Consider the following 16,245-nt stretch of genomic DNA (forward strand, 5'->3'; position numbering starts at 1 on the left):
GCGTAGGACGCCAAAGCCGGAGGCCGGGCGACGGGCGGCGAGGGCCCCGAGCGGACGCCGGACATCAAGGACCCCCAAAGCCGGAGGCCGGGCACCGGGCGTAGGACCCCCGAAGCCGGAGGCCGGGCGACGGGCGGCGAGCGCCCCGAGCCGGATGTCGAGCGCCGGGCGCCCTGATCCGGACGCCTAACGCCACCCCCGACCCTCCCCCCTCAGACCCTCAGGCCCTCAACCCCCGGACCACCAGGTCCACGACGGCCTCGAACTGGGCCTCGATGTCCGGCTGGTCCCAGTCCTGGGCGTAGCCGGGGTCGTGGAAGCGGGCGGTGGCGTGGAAGACGGCGCGGGCGGTGGTCGCCGGGTCGGTGGCGGTGAAGGCACCGGTGTCCGCCCCGTCGCGGATGATCCGGGTCAGCTGCCCGGTCAGGTCGGTGATGTGGGCGCCGACGGCCTCGACGTTCTCGCCGGTCAGCACCAGGTAGGTGGCGAACAGCTCGGGGTCGTCGCCCGCCTTGCGCCGCTTGGCCGTGAAGAGGGCGGCGAGCCAGTCGCGCAGCCGGGCCTCCGGGTCGCGTGCCTCGGCGGCGACGTCGGTCAGGGACGCGGACGTACGGTCCAGCCACCGCTTGGTGACCGCCTCCCGCAGCGCCGCCTTCGTCCGGAAGTGGCGGTAGACGCTGCCGTGGCTGACGCCGAGCGCGCGGGCCACGTCGACCACGGTGGCCTTGGCCGGGCCGTGGCGGCGCAGGACCTCCTCGGTCGCTTCGAGGATCCGCTCGGCGGTCAGGGTCTCGGTGCTGGGCGTCATATCCGGAACCGTACCCGGAGCCGGATTCAGCGCTCGCTGTCGAGGTGTGCCATCTGGGCCGACGGGTAGCGGTCGCCCGCCGCCGCGCCGACCGGGACGGCCTCCTCGATCGCCGCCAGGTCGGCCTGGTCCAGCCGCACCTCCAGCGCGCCCAGCGCCTCGGCCAGCCGGTCGCGGCGGCGGGCACCCACCAGCGGCACGATGTCCTCGCCGCGTGAGAGGACCCAGGCGATCGCGATCTGCGCGACGGTCACGCCCTTCTGCTCGGCGATCTTCCGCAGCGCCTCGACCAGGTCCAGGTTGTGCCGGAGGTTGTCGCCCTGGAAGCGGGGCGAGAAGGAGCGGAAGTCCCCGGCCGCGAGCTGCCGGTCGGGGGTGAAGTGGCCGGAGATCAGACCGCGGGAGAGGACCCCGTACGCCGTGACGGCGACGCCCAGTGCGCGGGCGGTGGGGAGGATCTCGTCCTCGATGCCGCGCGAGATGAGGGAGTACTCGATCTGGAGGTCGGTGATGGGGGCGGTGGCGGCGGCCCGGCGGAGCGTCTCCGCGCCGACCTCGCTGAGGCCGATGTGGCGGACGTAGCCCCGCTCGACGAGTTCGGCGATCGCGCCGACCGTCTCCTCGATCGGGACGTCGGGGTCGACGCGGGCGATCCGGTAGACGTCGATGTGGTCCGTGCCGAGCCGCTGGAGCGAGTAGGCGGCGAAGTTCTTCACGGCCGCGGGCCGGCCGTCGTAGCCGGCCCAGGCGCCGTCCGGGTCGCGCAGCGCCCCGAACTTGACGCTGATCAGGGCCTGTTCCCGGTGCGCGGCCGGCGCGGCGCGCAGGGCCTCGCCGATCAGCAGCTCGTTGTGGCCCATTCCGTAGAAGTCGCCGGTGTCGAGCAGGGTCACCCCGGCTTCGAGAGCCGCGTGGAGGGTGGCGATGGACTCGGCCCGGTCGGCCCCGCCGTACAGCGCGGACATACCCATGCAGCCGAGGCCGAGGGCGGAGACCTGGGGGCCGGTGGTTCCGAGGGTGCGTGTTCCTGTCGTCATGCCACCACCTTGACATGACAGCTGACAGATTTCAATATCTGTCAGCTGTCATTTGTCAGTCGCTGGTCCCACTCTCGGGAAACTCCCCGGCGCGCTCGCCCGCCCGGCCGGCAGGTCACCGTCGGGCCGCGGCCGGGGCGCGCTGCGGGTCGTCGAGGTCGGGGCGGAGGTTCTGCCCGATGTCGCCGATCACCCGGAGCCGGTCGGCTGCCGGGTCGAAGTCGACGCCGTACGAGCGGCCCGGAGGCCGCTGAGAGCCGCGAGACCTTGGCGGCCCCGGCACCCCCCTCGTGAGCCCGACAGCCTTCAGCCCGCCCGACACCCGCGCCACGACGACCACGCCGACCACGACCGCCGCGACGACCATGGTGAGTACGCCGATGACGGTCTGCCTGCGCATGGCCGACGTGCGTAGCCGACCGTCGGCGGGCGCCGGCGAGCCTCGGCGGGCGTCGGCAGGCATCGGCGTCGGGAACCGGTGGAAGTCGCCCTGACGTTCCGTTGGACACGGTTCGTCCGCTCTCCGACAATCGGACCATGCGAAGGGTCGGCGCGCGGTCTCGCGCCCGGCATCGGCCGCGCGGCTCCCTGGAGGGCGCATGACGATCCGCATCGCCACGTTCAACGCCGAGAACCTCTTCCGTCGGCCGAAGGTGTTCGGCCTCCAGGACCCCGAGCGGCGCAAGGAGATCCTGGACGACTTCAACGAACTGGTCGCCCTCCTCGACAAGGACATCTACCAGGAGGCGGACAAGGAGCGGATCGCCGAACTGATCGTGAATCACGGCGCCCACGACCCGTCCGGGAGCGGCGACCACCCGTTCCTCGTCAACCAGCCGCGGGGCGGCGCCAAGTTGTTCACGGTCGGACCGTCGGGCGGCTCAGGTATCCGGATCGTCGCCAAGGGCCGCTCGAAGTGGGCGGGTTGGGCGGAGATGACGCGCGGCGACCTCAGCTGGCAGGCCGTGGAGAACACCGCCCGGGTGATGGCGGAGGTCGACGCGGACATCCTCCTCACCGTCGAGGTGGAGGACCGCATCACCCTGGACCGCTTCAACTCCCGGGTCCTGGGCGGAGCGTTGGGCAACCGCCCCTACCCGTACAACCTGCTGGTCGACGGCAACGACAACCGGGGCATCGACGTGGGCGTCCTCAGCCGGTTCCCGATCACGTCCGTGCGGACGCACATCTTCGACCCGGGCGAGTCCGGGCAGCCGGTGTTCAGCCGGGACTGCCCCGAGTTCGAGATCGACGTCGTGGGCGAACCCCTGTGGGTCCTCGGCAACCACTTCAAGAGCAAGGGCTTCGGCCGCGCCTCGGAGAACGACAGGCGCCGCAAGGCCCAGGCCCGGCGCGTCCGGGAGATCTACGAGGCGGCGCTGGACCGTTCGCCCCGAGTCGTCGTCGCCGGTGACCTCAACGACTCCCTGGACAGCGCCCCCGTCAAGCTCCTCCTCGACGCGGGCCTGCGCGAGGCCATGACCCACGACAGCTACGAAGGGGTCCTGCCGGGCACCCACGGCACCGGCAAGAGTGACGAGCAGAAGCTCGACTACCTGCTGTTCTCCCCGGAGTTGTGGGACACAGTGACCCATGTGGACGTGGAACGCCGGGGCATCTGGGCCCCCAGGACCTTCCCGTCCTTCACCACGGTCACCTCGAAGATCGACCAGGCCTCGGACCACGCGGCCCTGTTCGCGGATCTGGACCTCTAGGACCTGGTGAAACGAACAGTTCCCCGGCCCCGGTAGGGGCGCGGGGAACTGCGCGGCCGGCCACGGGCGAACCCGCGGCCGGCCGAAGTCACGAGCCGGGCGGACGCCGACCCGCGGGAAACGACCTAGCAGCCGATGAGGCGCGCCGCGAGGTACCCCTCGATCTGGTCCAGCGACACCCGCTCCTGCTTCATCGAGTCACGCTCGCGCACCGTCACCGCGTTGTCGTCGAGCGTGTCGAAGTCCACGGTCACGCAGTACGGCGTACCGATCTCGTCCTGACGGCGGTAGCGGCGACCGATCGCACCCGCGTCGTCGAACTCGATGTTCCAGTGCTGCCGCAGCGCCTGCGCGAGCCCCTTGGCCTTCGGGGACAGCTCGGGGTTGCGGGACAGGGGCAGGACCGCGACCTTCACCGGGGCGATCCGGTGGTCGAGGCGGAGCACCGTCCGCTTCTCCATCTTGCCCTTGGCGTTGGGTGCCTCGTCCTCGGTGTACGCGTCGAGCAGGAACGCCAGCATCGTGCGGCCGACACCGGCGGCGGGCTCGATGACGTACGGGGTGTACTTCTCGCCGAGCTCCTGGTCGAAGTAGACGAGGTCCTGGCCGGAGGCCTTGGAGTGCGCGGTGAGGTCGTAGTCCGTGCGGTTGGCGACGCCCTCCAGCTCACCCCACTCGTTGCCGCCGAACTGGAAGCGATACTCGATGTCGGCGGTGCGCTTGGAGTAGTGGGAGAGCTTCTCCTTCGGGTGCTCGTACCACCGCATGTTCTCCTCACGCAGACCCAGGCCGGTGTACCAGTTCCACCGCTCCTGCATCCAGTACTCCTGCCACTTCTCGTCCTCGCCCGGCTTGACGAAGAACTCCATCTCCATCTGCTCGAACTCGCGGGTGCGGAAGATGAAGTTGCCGGGCGTGATCTCGTTGCGGAAGGACTTGCCCATCTGCGCGATGCCGAACGGGGGCTTCTTGCGCGAAGTGGTCTGCACCTGGGCGAAGTTGGTGAAGATGCCCTGGGCGGTCTCGGGGCGCAGGTACGCGATCGAGCCGGTGTCCTGGGTGGGGCCGAGGTGCGTGGAGAGCAGACCCGAGAACTGCTTGGGCTCGGTGAACTGGCCCTTGGTGCCGCAGTTCGGGCAGTTGATGTCCGCGAGGCCGTTCTCCGGCAGGCGGCCCTTCTTCGCCTCGAACGCCTCCTCCAGGTGGTCCGCGCGGAACCGCTTGTGACAGGAGGTGCACTCGGTGAGCGGGTCGGAGAAGGTGGCGACGTGGCCGGAGGCGACCCAGACCTCGGAGGCCAGGATGACGGACGAGTCGAGACCGACCACGTCCTCGCGCGACGTCACCATGTAGCGCCACCACTGGCGCTTGAGGTTCTCCTTGAGCTCGACACCCAGCGGTCCGTAGTCCCAGGCGGCACGCTGGCCGCCGTAGATCTCGCTGCACGGGAATACGAAGCCACGGCGCTTGCTCAGGCTGACGATGGTGTCGATCTTGTCGGCGGCCACGGTGCTCTCTTCATTACGACGACGGGCGACGAAGCGATGCGCTTCAGAGCGAATGCCTCAGGTTACCGGCGGAGACTGCCCTCCAATCAAATCGGTTCGGGGCCAGAACGGACATAGGCCTTACCCAGGGCTTACCAACAGGCTTGTTGACAATCGTTTCCAGAAAAGCTGAAAATGACTGTCATGAACGTAGTACGACGACGACTCCTGATACCCGCGGCGGCGACCGCGGCCGCCGCCCTGAGCCTCACGACCCTTTCGGCCTGCTCCACCGACAGCGCCGCCGCGGGCAACACGGACAAGTTCGACGTCGTCGCGTCGTTCTACCCGATGGCCTTCCTCGCCGAGCAGATCGGCGGGGAGTACGTGAACGTCACCAACCTCACCGAGCCCGGCCAGGAGCCCCACGACCTGGAGATCAGCGCGCGGCAGACCGCGCAGCTCCAGGAGTCGGACGCCGTCCTGTACCTCAAGGGCCTCCAGCCCGCCGTCGACGACGCCGTCGACCAGTCGGAGATCAAGACGAAGATCGACGCCGCCTCCCTGACCTCCCTGGAGGAGCACGGCGACGAGGTCGGCGGGCACGCCGCCGAGCACGACGACCACGAGCACGAGGAACTGTCCGGCAAGGACCCCCACGTCTGGCTCGACCCGGTGAAGTACGCCGAGATCGCCAAGGGCGTCGGCGCCGCCTTCGAGAAGGCCGACCCGGACCACGCCTCCACGTACAAGACCAACACCGAGGCCGTCGTCGAGAAGCTCGGCGCGCTGAACGACCAGTACGAGAACAGCCTGAAGAACACGAAGACCAAGGTGTTCATCACCACCCACGCCGCCTTCGGCTACCTCGCCGAGCGCTACGGCCTCGTCGAGGAGGCCATCTCCGGCCTCGACCCCGAGTCCGAGCCGAGCGGCGCCCGCGTCCGCGAACTGGAGAAGATGGCGAAGGCCGACGGCGTCACCACCGTCTTCTACGAGACACTGGTCAGCGACAAGACCGCGAAGACCATCGCCGCCGACGCCGGGCTGCGGACCGACGTCCTCGACCCGATCGAGGGCATCACCGAGAAGTCCCGCGGCAAGGACTACTTCTCGGTCCAGGAAGCCAATCTCAAGGCGCTCCAGACGGCCCTGGGAGCCAAGTGACCATCCGGAGGATGCAGGCATGACCGAGCCCGTCATCTCGCTGCGCGGGGTACGCGCCGAACTGGGCTCGCGCACGGTCCTGCGCGGCATCGACCTCACCGTGAACCGCGGTGAGGTCGTCGCCCTGCTCGGCGCCAACGGTTCCGGCAAGTCCACCGCCGTGCGCACCGTGATCGGCCAGGTACCCGTCACCGACGGCGAGATCGAACTGTTCGGCACCCCCCGGCGCCGCTTCCGCGACTGGCGGCGGCTCGGCTACGTACCGCAGCGCACCACCGCCGCGGGCGGCGTGCCCGCGACGGTGACGGAGGTCGTCGCCTCCGGCCGGCTCTCCCGCGCCCGCCTCGGCATCCTCCGCAGGGCCGACCACGAGGCGATCCGCCGGGCGATCGACCTCGTCGGCCTCGCCGACCGGGCCAAGGACTCGGTGAACGCCCTCTCCGGCGGCCAGCACCAGCGCGTCCTCATCGCCCGCGCCCTCGCCTCCGAACCCGAGCTGCTGATCATGGACGAGCCGATGGCGGGCGTCGACCTCGCCAGCCAGGAGGTGCTGGCGCGCACCCTGCGGGGCGAGGTCGCCCGCGGCACCACCGTGCTGCTCGTCCTGCACGAGCTCGGTCCGCTGGAGCCGCTGATCGACCGCGCGGTCGTCCTGCGCGACGGCTGTGTCCTGCACGACGGCCCGCCCCCGAAGGCGGTCGGTCAGCACGCGCTGCCCGGCCACGACCACGTACACCCGCACGCGGCGCCCGGCACCGAACCGGTCCGCACGGGTCTGCTGAGCTGAGAAGGCCCCATCATGGAATTCCTGAACTACGCCTTCATGCAGCGGGCCCTGCTCGCCGCCGTCCTCGTCGGCATCACCGCCCCCGCGATCGGCGTCTACCTCGTCCAGCGCCGCCAGGCCCTCATGGGCGACGGCATCGGCCATGTCGCGATGACCGGCGTCGGCCTCGGCTTCCTGCTGTCCTGGTCGCCGGTGTGGATGGCGACCCTGGTGTCCGTGCTGGGCGCGGTGCTGATGGAGCTGATCCGCTGGTACGGCAGGACCCGCGGCGACATCGCCCTCGCCATGCTCTTCTACGGCGGCATGGCCGGCGGTGTGATGCTCATCAACCTCGCGCCCGGCGGCACCAACGCCAACCTGATGTCGTTCCTGTTCGGCTCGCTGTCGACGGTGTCGCAGGAGGACATCACCGCGATCTGCGTCCTCGCCGCGTTCGTGATCGTGATGACGCTGGCGCTGCGCCGGCAGCTGTTCGCGGTGAGCCAGGACGAGGAGTTCGCGCGGGTCACCGGTCTGCCGGTGCGGGCCCTGAACCTGCTCACAGCGGTCACGGCGGCGGTGACCGTGACGGTCGCCATGCGCGTCGTCGGCCTGCTGCTGGTCTCCGCGCTGATGGTGGTGCCGGTCGCGGCCGCGCAGCAGCTCACCCGCAGCTTCGCGGCGACGTTCGCGCTCGCCGTGGCGATCGGGGTGACCGTGACGATCGGCGGCACCGTCACCTCGTACTACCAGGACGTGCCGCCCGGCGCGACGATCGTGCTGCTCGCCATCGCCGCGTTCATGCTGCTCACGGCGCTGGCGACACCGCTCGCCCGGCGGCGCGCGAAGGCGGCGGTGACGGCCGCGGCCGACCCCGCCGAGTGTGTGATCCCGGAGGCCGCCGAGGCCACCGGGGCGGGGGTCGCCAGGGACACGGTTCCGGCCAGCCGGGGCTCCGCCGAGGGGTCCGCCGGGTGACCGGCGTCTGACCGGGGTGCCGCCGGGCTGGCACAATGGCCCGGCAAGACCGCGACGTGAGGAGGCAACGGTGACGACCGCTGGACCTGTACGAGGTCGTTCCACCCGGCAGCGGGCCGCCGTGGCCGCGGCACTCGACGAGGTCGACGAGTTCCGCAGCGCGCAGGAACTCCACGACATGCTGAAGCACCGTGGCGACTCGGTGGGGCTCACCACCGTGTACCGCACGTTGCAGTCCCTCGCGGACGCGGGCGAGGTCGACGTCCTGCGGACGTCCGACGGGGAGTCCGTGTACCGGCGGTGCTCCACCGGCGAGCACCATCACCACCTGGTCTGCCGCATGTGCGGCAAGGCCGTCGAGGTCGAGGGGCCCGCGGTGGAGAAGTGGGCCGACGCGATCGCGGCGGAGCACGGGTTCGTGAACGTGGCCCACACGGTGGAGATCTTCGGCACGTGCGCGGAGTGCGCTCGCGCGTCCGCGGGTGCCGAGTGAGCAGCGTTCGCGTCGTGAGTGCCGAATAAGCACCGTTCGCGACCGCGGGTTCGTGGGGGCTGGGCGCGCAGTTCCCCGCGCCCCTGTCAGGTGGGCGAGCCGAGCCTCTGGTCCAGAAGTGCCCGGAGAGCCTCCACATCTCCTGTGACCCGCTTCGGGAGCAGGATGGGCGCCGGGGCGTACGCGTGCGCGTCCAGGAGGACGAAGGTGCCGCGGGTCTCCGCGTAGCGGGTGATCTCGCTCCAGCGGGACATACGGGGCGCGCCCCGGTCCTCCGTGGTGGTCGTCACGCCCCAGAGGTCCAGCACCGTGCGGTGCACGCCCCTGGCCGCCGCCCGGCGGTGCAGACGGCGGGCCTGGGCCCGGGGCAGGACGACCAGACCGACGAGGGCGGCGGCCAGGCCCACGAGGGCCTGGGCGCCCGGGGTGTCGCCGAGCGCCAGCGAGACCGCCGTGACGAGGGCGCCCGCGCCCGCCGCGAAGATCAGCAGTCCCCGCCCCCAGCGGCCGGCGGCCGAGGCGCGCGTGGCGACGCGCAGCGCCTCACGGAAGTCCCCGACCGTCGCGCGGTACACCAGCTCGACGTGCTCCCCACCGGCCTCGGCCACGGTCAGTCCTCCTGTCGCCCTTCCATGGCCAGCAGTTCCTCGTTCGGGATGGCACCGCCGAAGCGGCGGTCGCGGGAGGCGAACTCCACGCAGGCGCGCCACAGGTCGCGGCGGTCGAAGTCCGGCCACAGGACGTCCTGGAAGACCATCTCCGCATACGCGCTCTGCCAGAGCAGGTAGTTGGAGGTGCGCTGCTCGCCACTGGGCCGCAGGAACAGGTCGACGTCCGGCATGTCGGGGTAGTACAGGTACTTCGCGAAGGTCTTCTCGGTGACCTTGGAGGGGTCGAGGCGGCCGGCCCGGATGTCCTCGGCGAGGGCCTGCGCGGCGTCGGCGATCTCGGCGCGGCCGCCGTAGTTCATGCAGAAGTACAGGGTCAGCAGGTCGTTGCCCTTGGTCTGCTCCTGGGCGACCTGGAGTTCCTTGGCGACGGACTTCCACAGCTTGGGCATCCGGCCCACCCAGCGGACCCGGATGCCGAGTTCGTCGAGCTGGTCGCGGGTCTTGCGGATGAAGTCGCGGTTGAAGTTCATCAGGAAGCGGACCTCGTCGGGCGAGCGCTTCCAGTTCTCGGTGGAGAAGGCGTAGAGGGAGATGTTGCGCACACCGATCTCGATCGAGCCCTGGAGGACGTCGAGGACGCGCTCGGCGCCGACCTTGTGGCCCTCGGTGCGCGGCAGCCCCCGCTCCTTGGCCCAGCGGCCGTTGCCGTCCATGACGATCGCCACGTGCCGGGGGACGAGTTCGCCGGGGAGCTTGGGCGCGCGGGCACCGGACGGGTGCGGCTCGGGCGTCTTGTACTCGCGGCGCTGACGCCCCAGGAACCCGCGTACCACCATGTGCTTCTCGTCTCCTCCGTGATGCTTGCGGCGCTGTGGCCGCTCAGGACTTTTCCACGTACCGAAGGGAGCGCAGACCGCGCTCCAGATGCCAGTGCAGATAGGCGGACACCAGTCCGCTCCCCTCCCTGACGTACCGCGGCTCAGCGGCGTCCGCGGTCGCCCAGTCCCCCGTCAGCAGCGCGCCGAGGAGTTCCAGGGCCTGCGCAGAGGGTACGACGCTGCCGGGCACCCGGCAGTCCACGCAGACGGAGCCCCCGGCCCCCACCGAGAAGAACCGATTGGGTCCGGGCAGACCGCACTTGGCGCAGTCGCCGAAGGTGGGGGCGTAGCCGTTGACGGCGAGGGAGCGCAGCAGGAAGGCGTCGAGGACGAGATGCGGGGCGTGTTCGCCGCGGGCGAGGGTGCGCAGGCCGCCGACGAGCAGCAGGTACTGCTGCACGGCGGGCTCGCCCTCGTGGTCGGTGAACCGCTCGGCCGTCTCCAGCATGGCCGTCCCGGCGGTGTAGCGGGCGTAGTCGGTGACGATGCCGCCGCCGTAGGGGGCGATCGTCTCGCTCTGCGTGCACAGGGGCAGCCCGCGGCCGATCAGCTCGCTGCCCCGCGCGAAGAACTGCACGTCCACATGGGAGAACGGCTCCAGCCGCGCCCCGAACTTCGACTTGGTGCGCCGCACCCCCCGGGCCACGGCCCGTACGCGTCCGTGACCGCGGGTGAGCAGCGTGATGATCCGGTCCGCCTCGCCCAGCTTCTGGGTGCGCAGCACGATGCCGTCGTCGCGGAACAGACTCATGGGCCCATTCTCGCCTACGACGGCGCCGCGGCGGACCGCTCAGGGGCCGTACTTCAAGGGACCTCCCCACAGCTGCGGGCGTTCTCGTGGGCGGTCGCGGCGCACAGCCGCTCCATCGCCGTCGCGGCCCGTACGGACCGGGGCGGGCAGTCCCACTCCCGTCCGCCGCCCACGGGTCGCAGCTGGACATAGGGCCCCTCGTGGCCCATGACCAGGCCGACCTGCCCGGTGCGGGTGTCCACCGCGTAGGTGCCGATCGGCGGCTTCTTGCCGTTGCCGTTCACCGCGGGGCCGCCGCCGGATGCCGGGGCGCGGGCCGTGCTCCCGCGCTTCTCGCGGGTCCCCGCCGCAATTCCTCCACCGTGTCCTCCGCCTCACTCGACGCACCGCGCCGGGTCTCGTCCCCCGAGCCCTTCGCCCATTGCCTTCACGGTGCTACCCCCGCCGCATCGAGTTTCACTCTTCGCATCCTTCCGGTGACCTGCTGTGTCTAGACTCGGCAGGAGTCTGTGCCCCACGCCCGCGGGAGCCGTCGGCGAGGCATGATCGGCGCCGGGCGTGGCACCTCGTCCTCATGCAGACCTCGCGAGTCCGGCGCGACGAGCCCGTCACCACCGTGTTCACCTGGCAGGTCCGGCCGGGCAAGGAGAACGTCTTCGAGGAGTGGACCAAGGGCGTCACGCGCAGCGCCTCCCGGTTCCCCGGCAACGAGGGCGTCGCCTGGCTGCGGCCCGAGGAGGGGCACCGGTTCCACGCGGTGCTGCGCTTCTCCGACCCGCGGCGGCTGGGCGCCTGGCTGGCCTCCGACGAGCGGGCGCGCTGGCATGCGCGCATCGACGGCGTCGCCACGGAGGTGAGCAGTGAACGGCAGTCCACCACCGGCATGGAGACCTGGTTCGATCTGCCGGGCACGAACGGGCCGGCCCCGCCGCGCTGGAAGATGGCGCTGACGACGTTCCTGGGCGCGTATCCGTTCACGCTGCTCATCCAGTGGCTGGTGGCCCCGCACACCGCCGGCTGGCCGCTGCCGTTGCGCGCGGCGATCTTCCCCCTGATCCTGCTGCCGACGCTGACGTTCGTGGTCATGCCGTTCCTCAGTCGGCTGCTGCGCAGATGGCTGTATCCGTCGCCCCAGGGCTCTTCTGACGGATCTCCGCGGCGTCGCGACGCCGGCACGCACTCTCGCCGCACGAACGCCGCTCCTTCACCCACGGAGATCCGTCAGAAGGGCCCTAGTCCGCACGATGACGCACACTGGCCCGCGTGACCGCCGCCGATCCGCTGACCGTCGCCGCCGAGCCCGCCCTGCGGCCCCTGCCCGAGCGGGCCGCCGCCCTGCTGCGCGACCTCGGGGCGCCGCCCCGGCTCGCCGCGCACCTCCGGCTCGTGCACGATGTGGCGTTCGAGCTGGCCGACTGGGTGGAGCGGCGGTACACGGGGCTGCCGTTCGACCGGGCGGCCGTGCTGTTCGGGGCGGCCACGCACGACATCGGGAAGACGGCGCACGTCGAGGAGTTGTCCGGCCCCGGCTCCGCGCACGAGGAGGCCGGACGCCGGATGCTGCTGGAGCGCGGGGTCGAGCCGGAACTGGCCCGGTTCGCGGGGACCCATGCCGCGTGGGCGGCGGACCCGGACGTGGGGTTCGAGGACCTGCTGGTCGCCCTGGCCGACAAGGTGTGGAAGAACAAAAGGGTGTCCGGGCTGGAGGACCTGGTGGTCGGCCGGCTGGCCGGGGCGAGCGGGCGTCCCGTGTGGGAGGAGTTCCTGGCCCTCGACGACCTGCTCTCGGCCCTGGGCGCCGACGCGGAGCGGAGGCTCGCGTTCCAGGCGGCGTATCCCGTACGCCCGTAATCCCCGCCTCCGCCACATCACTCGCACAGCTCGCCCACGAGGACATGTCGAATCTCCGTGCCGTCCACCTAAGATTCCCTGTGCTCGCCCCGTTTTACGACAACTCTCTGGCGCATCATGCGTCCTGGGAAACCACTCGGCGTACATGAGCGTCGAACGTTGCGTGAGCAGCCGCTGTCCCGGCGGTCCGACGGCACGGAAGATGGGGACCCGTGGAGCTGGAATTCCGACTGCTCGGCCCGGTCGAGGCGTGGCATGCGGGGAGACCTCTGCGGCTGGGCGGCCCCAAGCCGCGTGCGCTGCTGGCCGTGCTGCTGCTGCGGGCCGGGCAGGTGGTGCCCGCGGACGTGCTGGTGGACGCGGTGTGGGGGGAGGACCCCCCGGACACCGCGCGGGCGCTGGTGCAGACGTATGTGTCGGCGCTGCGGCGGGCACTGCCCGCGGACGCGGCGGACGCGATCGAGACGCGGCCGCCCGGGTATCTGCTGCGGCTCGGGGTCGGGCGGGTCGACCTGGCGGAGTTCGAGGCGCTGACGGCGGAGGGCCGGCAGGCCGCCGCCGCGGGCGATCACGAGGGTGCGGCGCTGCTGCTGCGGGCGGCGGCGGCGCTGTGGCGCGGTCCGGCGCTCGGCGGGGTCGGGGACGCGCTGCGGGGTGAGGCCGGGCGGCTGGAGGAGGCCCGGCAGGCGGCGCTGGAGGAACGTATCGCCGCGGAGCTGGAGGCCGGGGGCCACGAGGCGGAGCTGGTCACCGAGCTGACCGCGCTGGTGGGGGCGCATCCGACATGGGAGCGGCTGCGCGGGCAGCTGATGCTGGGGCTGTACCGGCTGGGCCGGCAGGCGGACGCGCTGGCCGTCCACGCGGAGGGGCGGGCGGTGCTCGCCGAGGAGCTGGGCCTGGACCCCGGCCCGGAACTGACCGGGCTGTACGCGGCGATCCTGCGGGCCGATCCGGAGCTGTTGGCGCCCGGCACCACGGCCGCCGCCTCGCGGGGCGCCGCCGTGCCCCGGACGGTGTCCCTCCTGCCGCCCGCCATCGGGGACTTCACCGGGCGCGAGGAGGAACTGGCGGCGGTCGTCGCGGGGTTGTCCGGGGAGCGGGAGGCCATGCCCGTCGTGGTGGTGTCGGGGGCCGCCGGGGTCGGGAAGTCGGCGCTCGCGGTGCAGGCCGCGCACCGGGTGGCGGGCGCGTACCCCGACGGGCAGCTCTACGCCGAACTCCACGGTTTCAGCGAGCCCGTGCCGCCCGCCGAGGTGCTGGGCCGGCTGCTGCGGGCCCTCGGCGCCGATCCGCCGGAGGACACCGCGGAGCGCGGCGATCTGTTCCGCTCCCTGGTCGCCGGGCGGCGGATCCTGCTGGTGCTGGACGACGCGGGCGGCGAGGCGCAGGTCCGGCCGCTGCTGCCGGGCAGCGCGACCTGCGGGGTGCTGGTCACCTCGCGGGCCCGGCTCGGCGGCCTCATCGGGGCGCGGCGCACCGACCTAGGCGTGCTGGACGACGTGCGCGGCCTGGAGCTGCTGACCCGGGTGACCGGCCCGGAGCGCACGCCGGGCGAGCCCCGCGAGGAGGCCGCCGCCCGGCGCATCGTCGAGCTGTGCGGCGGGCTGCCGCTGGCGCTGCGGATCGCGGGCGCCCGGCTGGCGACGCGGCGGCACTGGACGCCCCGGGTGCTCGCCGAGCGTCTCGCCGACGAGCACCGCAGGCTCGACGAGCTCTCGGTCGGTGACCTGGCGGTACGGGCCAGCCTCGGCCTCAGCTACGAGGCGCTGGACGAGTACGCGCGCCGGGTGCTGCGGCGCATCGCCACGCTGGGCTCGGCCGATGTCGCCGTGTGGGCGGTGGCCGCGCTCGCCGACACTTCGGAGGACGAGGCGGAGGAGATCCTGGAGCGGCTCCTCGACGCCCAGTTGATCGACTGCCCCGGTACCGACCATGTCGGGCAGCCCCGTTATCGCCTCCACGATCTGGTCCGGGTCTACGCCGCCGAGCGCGCCGAGGCGGAGGATCCGCCGGGCGACCGCACGGCGGCGGTGGGCCGGGCGCTGTCCGCGGGGCTGTGGCTGATGGACCGGGTGACGAAGGCGGCGCCCTCGGGCGCGGTGGTCCTCCGGCAGAGCCTCGCCCTCAAGGGGCGTGGGACCGTCCCGTGCGCGACCCCGTCGCGGGGGCGCCCGCAACCCGGTGCCGGCGAGCAGGCCGAGGCGCCTCCCCCCGTGGGCGCCCGCACCACCCGGCTCGCCCTGGAGGACCCCTTCTCCTGGTTCGACGCGGAGGCCGACGCTCTGACCTCAGCGGTCGAGCGGGCGGCGGCGATGGGCCTGCACACCCTCGCCTGTGAGGCGGCGGCGGCCCTGTGCTCCTCCTCGTTCGCCATCAAGAACCGCTTCGACGCGTGGTGGCGCAGCCATGACGCCGCGCTCGCCGCGGCCCGCCGCGCCGAGGACCGCTCGGGCGAGGCCCTGCTGATCATCGGCCTCGGGCAACTGCGGTACGAGCAGGACCGGATCGCGGAGGCCCAGGAATACTTCCGCACCGCCGAGCGGATCTGCACCGAACTCGGCGATGTCCGGGGCCGGTCCGCCGCGCTCGCCGGGCTGGGCAGCGCCTGCCGTGAGGTCGGCGAACTCCGCGAGGCGGAACGCGCGTTGACCGACGCGGCCGACGGCTTCCGGCGGGTCGGCGACGACACCGGGGTCGGGGTCGCCTGCCGTTACGGCGGTTCCGTACGGCTCGAACTCGGCGACCAGGAAGGGGCGTTCCCGCTGCTCGACGAGTCGCTGCGGGCCTACCGGCGGCTCGGCAGCCGGCGCGGTGAGGCGCTGGCGCTGCGCACCCTCAGCCTGGTGCACCGCTCGCTCGGCGCGTACGAGGAGGCGGCGCGGGTGGCCGAGCGGGCGCTGGAGATCCTGCGTGCCCTCGGTGACCCGCACATGGCGGCGTACGCCCTGCGGGCCCGCGCCAAGGCCCGGCTGCGGCTGGGGCACACACGGGAGGCGGAGGCTCAGCTGCGGGAGATCCTGGAGGTCTGCCGGGTCCACGAGGACCGGTTCGGTGAGGCGCTGACACTGCGCACCCTCGGCGAGTGCGCGTTCGCCGAGGGCCGGGCGGCGGACGCGGACCCTCTGCTGACCGCCTCGGCGGCCCTCTGGGAGGTTCTCGCCCTGCCCCTGCCCCGAGCCCGCGCGCTGCGGAACCTGTCCACGGTGCGGGCGGCCCTCGGCGACCCGGAGGGCGCCGCCGCGCTGCGCGCGGAGGCCATGGCGGTCTTCGAGGCGTGCGAGGCCCGGGAGCGGTACGAGCCGTGGCCGGGGGCGCCGGCGTAGCCCCGTCAGGGCCGGTCGGGGCGGTGGCCGCGGGGCCGGGCGGCTGCTTCGGCGCGGCTTGAACTCGCTTGCGGCCGACTTGCAGAGAACTTCCAGCGGAGCCCGGCATTCTCGTGGTTCTCGGGGGAACAACGGATCGGCCGGGCGACCACCGCCCGGCCGGTCGGCCCACCGGAACGCACAGGGGACGGACCGGCGGGAACATGAACACAGTGGGATCGGAACGGCAGAACGGGCGGGTCGCACCACCGTCGCCAGGCCACAGACCACCACTCAAGGGGGGAAGCCCCCGGGGAGGGACATCAGGGGATCAGGTCCCTCCCCGGGGCGCAGCCTCATCCCCCGCGACACACCTCCGGTACGAGGACCAGGAAGCACTC

The 16,245-nt window shown here is 72.2% G+C and carries 16 protein-coding genes; 8 read left to right on the forward strand and 8 right to left on the reverse strand.

The genetic code is table 11. The features are described from left to right. Positions 1 to 220 precede the first annotated feature (220 nt). The 3 genes from AOK15_RS13360 to AOK15_RS48785 form a co-directional block, all read right to left on the reverse strand. Positions 221 to 808: a TetR/AcrR family transcriptional regulator gene (locus AOK15_RS13360; RefSeq protein WP_055516215.1), complete on the reverse strand. Its 588-nt coding sequence runs from the start codon at positions 806 to 808 to the stop codon at positions 221 to 223. 26 nt (positions 809 to 834) lie between these two features. After that, positions 835 to 1,845: an aldo/keto reductase gene (locus AOK15_RS13365; RefSeq protein ID WP_055516217.1), complete on the reverse strand. Its 1,011-nt coding sequence runs from the start codon at positions 1,843 to 1,845 to the stop codon at positions 835 to 837. A gap of 115 nt (positions 1,846 to 1,960) precedes the next feature. Further along, complete coding sequence (locus tag AOK15_RS48785) at positions 1,961 to 2,245, reverse strand: DUF4394 domain-containing protein (protein WP_420876895.1); 285 nt, start codon at positions 2,243 to 2,245, stop codon at positions 1,961 to 1,963. Positions 2,246 to 2,444: 199 nt separating this feature from the next. On the opposite strand from AOK15_RS48785, the gene AOK15_RS13375 reads away from it, so the two are divergent. Then, on the forward strand, positions 2,445 to 3,560 hold the full coding sequence (locus AOK15_RS13375; protein ID WP_055516220.1) for an endonuclease/exonuclease/phosphatase family protein: 1,116 nt from the start codon (positions 2,445 to 2,447) through the stop codon (positions 3,558 to 3,560). Positions 3,561 to 3,685: 125 nt separating this feature from the next. Here AOK15_RS13375 and AOK15_RS13380 read toward each other — a convergent pair whose 3' ends face one another. Further along, entirely contained in the window at positions 3,686 to 5,068 is a 1,383-nt protein-coding gene (locus AOK15_RS13380; protein ID WP_055516221.1) for a glycine--tRNA ligase, read from the reverse strand. A gap of 183 nt (positions 5,069 to 5,251) precedes the next feature. On the opposite strand from AOK15_RS13380, the gene AOK15_RS13385 reads away from it, so the two are divergent. From AOK15_RS13385 to AOK15_RS13400, 4 genes are all read left to right on the forward strand, one after another. After that, entirely contained in the window at positions 5,252 to 6,214 is a 963-nt protein-coding gene (locus tag AOK15_RS13385; RefSeq protein ID WP_055516222.1) for a metal ABC transporter substrate-binding protein, read from the forward strand. Positions 6,215 to 6,233: 19 nt separating this feature from the next. Further along, positions 6,234 to 7,001 carry a metal ABC transporter ATP-binding protein gene (locus AOK15_RS13390; protein WP_055516225.1) on the forward strand — a complete coding sequence of 256 codons (768 nt, stop codon included), beginning with the start codon at positions 6,234 to 6,236 and terminating at the stop codon, positions 6,999 to 7,001. A 12-nt stretch (positions 7,002 to 7,013) separates the two neighbouring features. Next, positions 7,014 to 7,958 carry a metal ABC transporter permease gene (locus AOK15_RS13395; protein WP_055516227.1) on the forward strand — a complete coding sequence of 315 codons (945 nt, stop codon included), beginning with the start codon at positions 7,014 to 7,016 and terminating at the stop codon, positions 7,956 to 7,958. A 70-nt stretch (positions 7,959 to 8,028) separates the two neighbouring features. Next, a complete protein-coding gene (locus AOK15_RS13400; protein ID WP_055516229.1) occupies positions 8,029 to 8,451 on the forward strand; it encodes a Fur family transcriptional regulator in 423 nt (140 codons plus the stop codon). A gap of 86 nt (positions 8,452 to 8,537) precedes the next feature. On the opposite strand, the gene AOK15_RS13405 is transcribed toward AOK15_RS13400, so the two are convergent. The 4 genes from AOK15_RS13405 to AOK15_RS13420 are packed head-to-tail and all read right to left on the reverse strand — an operon-like array spanning position 8,538 to position 10,975. Continuing rightward, entirely contained in the window at positions 8,538 to 9,059 is a 522-nt protein-coding gene (locus AOK15_RS13405; RefSeq protein ID WP_055516231.1) for a YcxB family protein, read from the reverse strand. Between the two features lie 2 nt (positions 9,060 to 9,061). Then, complete coding sequence (locus tag AOK15_RS13410) at positions 9,062 to 9,898, reverse strand: isoprenyl transferase (protein ID WP_055516233.1); 837 nt, start codon at positions 9,896 to 9,898, stop codon at positions 9,062 to 9,064. 43 nt (positions 9,899 to 9,941) lie between these two features. Next, positions 9,942 to 10,691 (reverse strand): DNA repair protein RecO, encoded by a 750-nt coding sequence (gene recO / locus AOK15_RS13415; protein ID WP_055516234.1) that lies wholly within the window; start codon positions 10,689 to 10,691, stop codon positions 9,942 to 9,944. 53 nt (positions 10,692 to 10,744) lie between these two features. Continuing rightward, on the reverse strand, positions 10,745 to 10,975 hold the full coding sequence (locus tag AOK15_RS13420) for a hypothetical protein (RefSeq protein WP_055516236.1): 231 nt from the start codon (positions 10,973 to 10,975) through the stop codon (positions 10,745 to 10,747). Between the two features lie 290 nt (positions 10,976 to 11,265). On the opposite strand from AOK15_RS13420, the gene AOK15_RS13425 reads away from it, so the two are divergent. The 3 genes from AOK15_RS13425 to AOK15_RS13435 all read left to right on the forward strand — a co-directional run bounded on the left by AOK15_RS13425 (position 11,266) and on the right by AOK15_RS13435 (position 15,865). Beyond that, positions 11,266 to 11,958, forward strand: a complete 693-nt coding sequence (locus AOK15_RS13425; RefSeq protein ID WP_079058464.1) for an antibiotic biosynthesis monooxygenase — start codon at positions 11,266 to 11,268, stop codon at positions 11,956 to 11,958. After that, the gene (locus tag AOK15_RS13430) at positions 11,955 to 12,542 is read left to right on the forward strand and encodes an HD domain-containing protein (RefSeq protein ID WP_055516238.1); all 588 of its coding nucleotides are present in this window, start codon (positions 11,955 to 11,957) and stop codon (positions 12,540 to 12,542) included. Before AOK15_RS13425 ends, AOK15_RS13430 begins: the two co-directional genes overlap by 4 nt. 212 nt (positions 12,543 to 12,754) lie before the next feature. Continuing rightward, on the forward strand, positions 12,755 to 15,865 hold the full coding sequence (locus AOK15_RS13435) for an AfsR/SARP family transcriptional regulator (RefSeq protein ID WP_055516240.1): 3,111 nt from the start codon (positions 12,755 to 12,757) through the stop codon (positions 15,863 to 15,865). Positions 15,866 to 16,245: the final 380 nt, after the last annotated feature.

Source organism: Streptomyces ossamyceticus (assembly GCF_001418475.1).
GTDB classification, from domain to species: domain Bacteria; phylum Actinomycetota; class Actinomycetes; order Streptomycetales; family Streptomycetaceae; genus Streptomyces; species Streptomyces ossamyceticus.

Excerpts from the sequence above, each read along its gene's own strand:
- AOK15_RS13360 (WP_055516215.1), bottom strand. The coding sequence starts at position 808 with ATGACGCCCAGCACCGAGACCCTGACCGCCGAGCGGATCCTCGAAGCG.
- AOK15_RS13365 (WP_055516217.1), bottom strand. The coding sequence starts at position 1,845 with ATGACGACAGGAACACGCACCCTCGGAACCACCGGCCCCCAGGTCTCC.
- AOK15_RS48785 (WP_420876895.1), bottom strand. The coding sequence starts at position 2,245 with ATGCGCAGGCAGACCGTCATCGGCGTACTCACCATGGTCGTCGCGGCG.
- AOK15_RS13375 (WP_055516220.1), top strand. The coding sequence starts at position 2,445 with ATGACGATCCGCATCGCCACGTTCAACGCCGAGAACCTCTTCCGTCGG.
- AOK15_RS13385 (WP_055516222.1), top strand. The coding sequence starts at position 5,252 with ATGAACGTAGTACGACGACGACTCCTGATACCCGCGGCGGCGACCGCG.
- AOK15_RS13390 (WP_055516225.1), top strand. The coding sequence starts at position 6,234 with ATGACCGAGCCCGTCATCTCGCTGCGCGGGGTACGCGCCGAACTGGGC.
- AOK15_RS13395 (WP_055516227.1), top strand. The coding sequence starts at position 7,014 with ATGGAATTCCTGAACTACGCCTTCATGCAGCGGGCCCTGCTCGCCGCC.
- AOK15_RS13410 (WP_055516233.1), bottom strand. The coding sequence starts at position 9,898 with ATGGTGGTACGCGGGTTCCTGGGGCGTCAGCGCCGCGAGTACAAGACG.
- recO (WP_055516234.1), bottom strand. The coding sequence starts at position 10,691 with ATGAGTCTGTTCCGCGACGACGGCATCGTGCTGCGCACCCAGAAGCTG.
- AOK15_RS13425 (WP_079058464.1), top strand. The coding sequence starts at position 11,266 with ATGCAGACCTCGCGAGTCCGGCGCGACGAGCCCGTCACCACCGTGTTC.